This window comes from Micromonospora fulviviridis, assembly GCF_014648395.1.
Lineage (GTDB): Bacteria > Actinomycetota > Actinomycetes > Mycobacteriales > Micromonosporaceae > Micromonospora > Micromonospora fulviviridis.
The window spans coordinates 232102-236639 of record NZ_BMRA01000008.1 but is presented as its reverse complement, the minus strand read 5'-3'; the positions used below and the strand labels follow the sequence as shown (position 1 = coordinate 236639).

4 protein-coding genes are annotated in these 4538 nt (G+C 75.4%); 2 read left to right on the top strand and 2 right to left on the bottom strand.

Annotated elements, in window-relative coordinates:
- The first annotated feature begins 109 nt into the window (after positions 1-109).
- Entirely contained in the window at positions 110-736 is a 627-nt protein-coding gene (locus IEY96_RS22200; protein ID WP_189196728.1) for a TetR/AcrR family transcriptional regulator, read from the top strand.
- Positions 737-850: 114 nt separating this feature from the next.
- Here the strand turns inward: IEY96_RS22200 and IEY96_RS22195 are convergent, their stop codons facing one another.
- Positions 851-1273 carry a MarR family winged helix-turn-helix transcriptional regulator gene (locus tag IEY96_RS22195; RefSeq protein WP_229791791.1) on the bottom strand — a complete coding sequence of 141 codons (423 nt, stop codon included), beginning with the start codon at positions 1271-1273 and terminating at the stop codon, positions 851-853.
- Between the two features lie 82 nt (positions 1274-1355).
- Between IEY96_RS22195 and IEY96_RS22190 the strand changes: the two genes are divergently transcribed.
- Positions 1356-3149, top strand: coding sequence for an ABC transporter ATP-binding protein (locus tag IEY96_RS22190; RefSeq protein ID WP_189196726.1), 1794 nt, complete (start codon positions 1356-1358; stop codon positions 3147-3149).
- Between the two features lie 25 nt (positions 3150-3174).
- Here IEY96_RS22190 and IEY96_RS32815 read toward each other — a convergent pair whose 3' ends face one another.
- The gene (locus tag IEY96_RS32815) at positions 3175-4284 is read right to left on the bottom strand and encodes an AAA domain-containing protein (protein WP_229791803.1); all 1110 of its coding nucleotides are present in this window, start codon (positions 4282-4284) and stop codon (positions 3175-3177) included.
- Positions 4285-4538 lie beyond the last annotated feature (254 nt).

The window sequence follows — 4538 nt, the reverse complement described above, 5'->3', positions numbered from 1 at the left end:
CGGGGTGACGCCCGCCCGGCGGCGCGCACGTAGAGTTGCGCATTCCGGCGCGACGCCACCGGGGCGGGCGGGTCGCGCCGGCCAGGAGCCACGCACAGGGGGCAGTCGCATGATCGAGGTGGACGCCGACGCGCCGGCGCGGGTCGACGGCCGGTCGGCACGGGCCGAGCGGACCCGCGCCGCCATCGTCGAGGCGCATCTGGCGCTCATCGACGCGGGCGACCTGCGGCCCACCGGGGAGCGGATCGCCGAGCGCGCCGGGGTGTCGCTGCGCACCCTGTGGACCAACTTCAAGGACATGGAGACCCTGTTCGCCGCGACCGGGCGGCTGGTCGGCGAGCGGCTGGACGCGCTCTGGCAGCCGATCCCGCCGGAGCTGCCGCTCACCCGGCGGATCGCCGAGTTCTGCGACCAGCGGGCCGAGATGCTGGAGGTGCTGGCGCCCTCGGCGCGCGCCTCGGCGCTGCGGGAGCCGTTCTCGCCGCAGCTGCGCCGCAACCGCGAGGCGGCCATCGTCCGGGTCCGCCACGAGATCGAGCTGGTCTTCGACCAGGAGCTGGCGCACGCCGGCCCGGGACGCGAGCAGTTGCTGGACGCGCTGACCGTGGCCTGCACGTGGGCGGCGTGGGCCATGATGCGCGACGCCATGGGCCTCGACGTGGCGGCGGCCCGGGCCACCCTGGCCCGCACCATCGGCGCGCTGCTCGTCGACGCCATCGCCGCCGGCCTGCGCTGACCGCTGCCGCAGGGCAGTCGCCGCTGGCCTGGCGGGTGACCGGCGCGCTGGCCGGGCCCGTGACCGCCGCCTCCGTGCGCTGGCTGCCGCCGCGCGCCGGGACGGGGATGCCGGTCAGTCGTCGCGGAGCCGGCGCAGGATCCGGGTCAGCTCGGCCCGGTCCGCCGGGTCGAGGGCGCCGAAGAAGCGTTCGGCCTCGGCGGCCCGGGCCACCCGGATGGCCTCGCCGACCCGTTCGCCCTCGCCGGTGAGCGCCACCAGGGTGGCCCGCCGGTCCACGGGGTCGGGTTGCCGCTCGACCAGCCCGCGCTCGGCCAGGCCGTCGACCACCTCGGTGGCCGAGCGGGGCGCGATGCGCAGGTGCTCGGCGAGCACGCTGAGCCGGACCGCGCCGTGCCGCATGAGCACGGCGAGCGCCCGGGCGTGCCCCGGGTTGATCTCCCAGGGTTCGAGGGTGCGCTTGGACTGGTGGCGCAGCCGTCGGGCCACCGCCCAGAACGTCTCGGCCAGGCTCTCCTCGTCGTCGCTGCCGGTCACCGGAATACGGTAGCAGCACATGCTGTTGTTCCCTCATGATGAGGTAACCTCAGCAATGTCCCCGACGAGAGAGAGCACCCCCTTGGACGGATTCCGTGACGGCCGCGGTGGCGGCCGGACCAGCGTGACCGCCGCCGAGAAGACGCAGGCCCGCCAGGTGTCGCTGCGCCGGATCGGTGGCCTCTTCGCCGCCCACCGCCGCCCGCTGGCCGCCGTGGTGGCGATCATCGTGGCGTCGTCCGTGATCGCGATGGCGTCGCCGTTCCTGCTGCGTACCGTGATCGACCGGGCCCTCCCGGAGCGCGACCTGACCCTGCTGGCCTGGCTGGTCGCGGGCATGGTCGGGGTGGCCGCCGTGACCGCCGTGCTCGGCGTGGCGCAGACCTGGATCTCCACCCGGGTGGGCCAGGAGGTCATGCACCGGCTGCGCACCGACGTATTCAGCCACCTCCAGCGCCAGTCGATCGGCTTCTTCGTCCGCACCCGCACCGGCGAGGTGCAGTCGCGGATCACCAACGACATCGGCGGCATGCAGGCCGTGGTCACCTCCACGGCCACCTCGATCGCCGCCAACCTCACCACCGTGGTCGCCACGGTCATCGCCATGGTCGCGCTGAGCTGGCGGCTCACCCTCGTCTCGGCGGTCGTGCTGCCGCCCGCCATCTGGCTGACCCGGCGGGTGGCCCGGCTGCGCCGGGAGATCACCGCCCGCCGCCAGCGCGAGCTGGCCGACCTCAACGTCACCATCGAGGAGGGGCTGTCGATCAGCGGGGTGCAGCTGGCCAAGACCCTCGGGGCCGGCGCCACCCTGGTCGACCGGTTCACCGCCTCCTCGGCCCGCCTCGTCGACCTGGAACTCCGCTCGGAGCTGGCCGGCCGCTGGCGGATGGCCTCGATGACGGTGATCTTCGCGGCCATCCCGGCCGTCATCTACCTCGGCGCCGGCCTGCCCGGCACCGCCGGCACGCTCACCATCGGCACCCTGGTCGCCTTCACGGCCCTCCAGGGCAACCTGTTCCGGCCGCTCATGGGCCTGCTCAACGTCGGCGTCTCGCTGACCGCCTCGATGGCGCTGTTCGCCCGGATCTTCGAATACCTGGACCTGCCCGTCGAGGTGGCCGACCCGGCGCGGCCGGTGCCCCTCGACCCGGCCCGGGTCCGCGGCCACCTGCGCTTCTCCGACGTCACCTTCAGCTACCCGGGCAGCGACACCGCCGCCGTGGCCGGCGTGAGCCTGGACGTCCCCGCCGGCAGCAGCCTGGCCCTGGTGGGGGAGACCGGCTCCGGCAAGAGCACCCTCGCCGCGCTGATCAGCCGGCTGCACGACCCCGACGCCGGCCGGATCACCATCGACGGCGTCGACCTGCGCGACGTGCGCCTGGCCGACCTGGCCGCCGTCGTGGGCGTGGTCAGCCAGGAGACCTACCTGCTGCACGCCACCGTGCGGGAGAACCTCCGGTACGCCCGCCCGGACGCCACCGACGCCGACATCGAGGCCGCCGCCCGCGCCGCGCAGATCCACGATCTGATCGCCGCGCTGCCCGACGGGTACGACACCGTGGTCGGCTCCCGCGGCCACCGGTTCTCCGGCGGCGAGAAGCAGCGCCTGGCCATCGCCCGTACGCTGCTGCGCGACCCGCGGATCCTGGTGCTGGACGAGGCGACCAGCGCGCTGGACACCGAGACCGAGCGCGCGGTGCAGCGGGCCTTCGACGAACTGGCCCGGGGACGCACCGTGATCACCATCGCGCACCGCCTCTCCACGGTCCGCGACGCCGACCAGATCGCCGTGCTCGACCACGGCCGGATCGTCGAGTCCGGCACCCACGAGAGCCTGCTCGACCGCGCCGGCCGGTACGCGTCGCTCGCCGCCTGAGCGCCGCGCGTGCCAGCCCTTCTCGTCAACCTTCGGGCTTGATGCGGGACGCCAGGTCCAGGGCGGCCCGGATCGGGTCGTCCGCCCAGCGGCTGGCGAACACGTCGTGCAGCCGCCATCCGGCCCGGGTCAGCGTGCGCTGCCGTTCCAGGTGCGCCGCGACCCCCTCCGAGTGCACCGCGCAGACCACCCCGACCGCCTCCGCGTCCGTGCCCACGCAGAGGTCGACCCGCCAGCGGCCCACCGGGTACCCGGGCCGCACCGGCAGCCCGAGCCGGCGCAGCTCCTCCGCCAGGTCGGCGGTCCAGCCCGTCACCGGTTCCGCGTCCGGTGCGACCGGCGGCCGGCCCGCGTAGGCCAGGTAGTCGCCCACCAGGCCCTCGGGCGACCGCAGGGAGGTGACCACGGTCAGCCGCGCGCGGGCCCGGGTGACCAGCACGTTGAACAGGTTGGGCTCGGCCACGAACCGGTGCCGCGACGGCGGGTCGCCGTCGACCAGGCCCAGCGAGGCGATCACCACGTCCGCCTCGCTGCCCTGGAACGCGTGCACGGTGCCCGACCGCAGGCCGAGGCGCTCGATCTCGTCGACGTCGAACGCGGCCAGCAGCGCGGCCTCCAGCGCGTCCGCCTGCGCCCGGAACGGGCTGACCACCGCGATCCCGCCCGCCGGCGGGTCGTCGGCGAGCCGCCGCACGAGGTCGAGGGCGGCGGTGACCTCGGCCTGGTTGACACCCTCGACCACGGTCGCCCCGGAGACGGTCAGCACGTCGATGACGTCGGCGCGCTCGTTGCGCGGATGCCGGGTGACCAGCTCCAGCCGATCGCCGTAGAACCGGCGCGCGGAGAACTGGATCAGGTGCGGGACGGACCGGTGGTGCTCGCCCAGCCAGGTGACCGGGGCGGCGCCGGTCGCCACGTCGAAGGCGCTCGACCGGCGCACGTCGAGCCGGTCGCCGAACCGGTCCAGACCCTGCCGGTGCAGGGTGGCGGCCACGTCCACGTCGGCCACGAACGACACGAACCGGAGCTGCCGGGGATCGCCGGCCACCAGCGCGCGCCGCGCCCGGGCCAGCGCCGGCGCGGCCCGTAGCTGGTCGATGTGCGCGGCCTCGTCGAGCACCACCAGGTCGAACATCCCGGGCACCGGTGGCAGCAGGTCCTCGACGTCGGTGACCGTACCCACCCACAGCGGCAACGCCCGCACCAGCGCCTCCGCGTCCAGCCCGGCGAGCAGCTCGCGACGGCGGTTGCGGCCGGCCCGCAGCGCGGCGCCGAGCCCGCTGGTGGCGCGCCGTGCCGCGCCGGTCCACCGCCGGGCGCTGGCCGCCCGGTGGCGCATCGCCGTGCCGGCGGCGGCGGCCAGCGCGGCGGCCGCCTCGGCGAGGCTGC